Origin of the sequence: Chamaesiphon sp. GL140_3_metabinner_50 (genome assembly GCF_025361915.1) — a bacterium.
Taxonomy (GTDB): Bacteria; Cyanobacteriota; Cyanobacteriia; order Cyanobacteriales; family Chamaesiphonaceae; genus Chamaesiphon.
The window spans coordinates 1-3261 of the sequence record NZ_JANYJC010000121.1 but is presented as its reverse complement, the minus strand read 5'-3'; the positions used below and the strand labels follow the sequence as shown (position 1 = coordinate 3261).

Genomic DNA, 3261 nt, shown 5'->3' with positions numbered 1-3261 from the left:
AAATCGGCCCGAAAGGATTGGAATATGCCCGGTTCTCGATCGATTCTCACTTTACCCGCAATTATCTATTTACCAAGCGTAATTATCCCGAACAGCTAGAGCGACACGTACCAGAGTTTGCTAAGAAGATTGTCGCTCGATATAAGTTACCTGAATGAGCGAGTGAATTTACACCAGCTAAGTAACTAGGTGCAAATATTTGTTAGATATAAATCGCCTGAAACATAAATGGTGGGCAGTGCCCACCCTATAAAACTATCCCCTATTCCCTAGCCCATGTACGATATTTCTTCGCGCCCGACTTGGGATGAATATTTCATGATGCTGGCAAAATTAACCGCCACCAGATCTACTTGTCTAGCCTTTCCTGTCGGATCGGTAATCGTCAAAGATCGCCAAGTTTTATCGACAGGTTATAATGGTTCGCCATCGGGTTCGGTACATTGTACGACACAGGGATTTTGTTACCCTGAATTGAGTGCGTGTAATGCCAGCAAAACTTTGCCTTCTCGCTCTGTACATGCCGAAGCAAATGCGATCGCGCAAGCTGCCAAACATGGTATTGCTACAAATGGAGCGAGTATTTATGTAACTTTAGAGCCATGTTTATCTTGTCTAAAAATAATCATTTCGGCAGGAATTCGGGAAGTATTTTACGAGACAACATTTAATAGTGGCGAAAATATTACGGTTCGAGATTTCTTACTAAAAGATAGCTCGATCGAACTCGTGCAAATTCAGGTATCAGCAGCAACAGCACAGCGTTCTGCGGCATTTTTACTCAACCCAACTTCAATAGAAACTTTTAGTTAGTGTGAGTTCGGGATAGGGAGAATCGATCTGCTCCGCTTAGGCACCGCCCTGAACTAGAAGTGTTTCGTTCCGAAAGGCTACGCCAACGGGCTAATAGCTCAAGTTCGTTGAAACAAACTAGTCAATTTGGTAGTTCGTTTCAACGAATTTTGGCTATTAGCCCCAAATTCATTTGAGGGCGGTGCAGAAACGAAGCTAGGAGGCATAGATCGGAAATCCTTACTCCCTACTCCCTACTCCTTACTCCTTACTCCTTACTCCCTACTCCCCAATCCCTACTCCCTACTCCCCCGGCTCCACCGAAATCCCGATCGCATTATGTACCCGTGCGGCGGTGGCTGAGGCGCGATCGACTAATTGCCCGCCGAGATAGAGACTAGTAGAACTCCCGCCATCGAGGTTGAGAGCGTCTACAGCACCCATCTGTTGGACTAATTGAGCCATTTCTGCCAAAGTTGGCCCTTTGCCGCCAGCGCGATTGTGGACGGCAAAGATGAGAACATTCCCGGTCGCTGTACTACCGATCGCACTGCGGACGGCGGCTTCTTTACTAAAATTCACCCCAAAATTTTCGCCTTTGGCATCGAGGACGATTTGGTTCGATCGTACCAGCCAAGGGCCAGCGGCGATAATCTGTGCGTAGTTATCAAATTCGGGTGGGGTAATCTGGCGTTGGAGGGTTAAGCTAGTGCCGATCGGGAGGCTCCCAGATAGCTCTGTTTGCCCCCGCAAGGTCAGTAAATAGCCGTTGGGGGGAATTGTGATGTTAACGCTGCCGACCGCGTTGCCGGGGGTGATTTGAGTGACTTTATCTTGTTGGACTGTGAAAATTAATTCGTTGGCTTGCATGGGGGTGTATGTGCTGCCCCATTCGGTGGTGTAGCGACCGAATCCCGCTTGCACGTAGGCACTATTAAGGGCGAGAACTGGTATGCCATCGCCTGTGGATGTAGTTACGGTTTCTTGCATCTGCAAGCGGGCGATTTGGATCTTTCCTTTGTCGTTCCAGCCGATCGCGCCGCGATTGAGAACGGGGCTGGATAACCATTTGCCATCCCGTTTGAGGGCACCTAAGGGCATCCGATTGTTCCGATTGAAGTAGCCACCATTGATGGCGGCGACAATTTGGGTGGTGGGGGCAAATTTAACTAGATGGTTGGTACCGACGAGGCTGGGTTCGACAGCTAGCATCGGTCTAAATTTAATGCCTTTCTGACGCGGATCGATTTCTAGATAACTAACGGGGAAATTATTTACGCCCAGTTTGACCCATTTCTGTTTCCATTTTAGCCCTGGTGCCCAATTAATTTCGCGATCTGGAATATTGGCAAGGTTGGAATTTATACTAATTTCGAGATTGGTTGGTGATAATAATTTTGCTCCTGCTCTTTGTCCTTTAACGATCGGGAATTGGACGATCGTTTGATTATTGGTACTGGTAATTTTATATGCTAATTTTTGGGCGGTAGGATCGTCATCGGGATCGAGATTGGAATCGAGGTTTGGCGGTGGGGTGTTAAGTTGCGTGAGTAAGGCTGGATCGGCGGTAGCTTCGATCGTTAGATATCCTTCGGTCGGGGTTTGACTGAGTTTCCAGGGTGTAGATCTGCTTAATGTAACGCTAATCTTACCATTTTTAGGAGTAGTATCTCGGAGGACACTTAATACCCTAGTGGCTGGGGTATTTAGTTGAAGTTTATTACCTACTAGTTGCCATTGCCAACCACTATTTTTAGCAAGATCGGTGATATCTAAATACCGATATTGAGAGCTGAGTTTGGCACTCACACTTACTAGTGTCGAATTGCTCGATCGATACCAATCTATTGGTTGAGTTCGATAATTACTATTATTTGCAAGTATTACTCCCAGTTGTCGATCGAGGGCTGTATCGCTAATTCCCAATCGCAACGTATTACCACTTTGCCATTGCGCCCACGGGATGTTTAATGTTTTACCATTTAAGAATATTTCGGTGCCGCGATTGACAAATTTTGAGCTAGAAGTATTGCTTGCCGATTGTGGTGCGACTCGATTAGTTGGAGCTAGATCTGCACGAGCAATTCTAGTAATAATAGCGATGGTATATAAATTAGTCGTGAAGATGGCGATCGGGATTAAAGCTAGCTGGTGATAATTCATTCGATTTAGATAGATGCAGCGGGATTGGGGCTTGGTTATGTTGCGATTGACTGAAGAGAAACAATTCAACCAGTAGGTTGAGACAGTAATAGTTCTCGATCTGTTTCCTAAAAATTCGATCTCAAAATACGATCGGACAATTACTTAGTACCTATGTGCGATTTAGTTCGATCTATCTAGTCTGGAACAATTTAGTGACTTTAGCATTCTGATCCAAAGAGAGTCTACAGTCCCATCTAGTTGCCGATCGAATTGTATAACTAATATGAATAAAATTGAACTTTGTGAAAAAATTGGTTTAACATT

2 protein-coding genes are annotated in these 3261 nt (G+C 45.4%); one reads left to right on the top strand and one right to left on the bottom strand.

All coding sequences use genetic code 11. The annotated features are described in order from the left end of the window. The first annotated feature begins 276 nt into the window (after positions 1 to 276). The gene (locus tag Q0R35_RS06550; RefSeq protein WP_295615289.1) at positions 277 to 813 is read left to right on the top strand and encodes a dCMP deaminase family protein; all 537 of its coding nucleotides are present in this window, start codon (positions 277 to 279) and stop codon (positions 811 to 813) included. Between the two features lie 282 nt (positions 814 to 1095). On the opposite strand, the gene Q0R35_RS06545 is transcribed toward Q0R35_RS06550, so the two are convergent. Further along, positions 1096 to 2955, bottom strand: a complete 1860-nt coding sequence (locus Q0R35_RS06545) for a phosphodiester glycosidase family protein (RefSeq protein ID WP_295615288.1) — start codon at positions 2953 to 2955, stop codon at positions 1096 to 1098. Positions 2956 to 3261 lie beyond the last annotated feature (306 nt).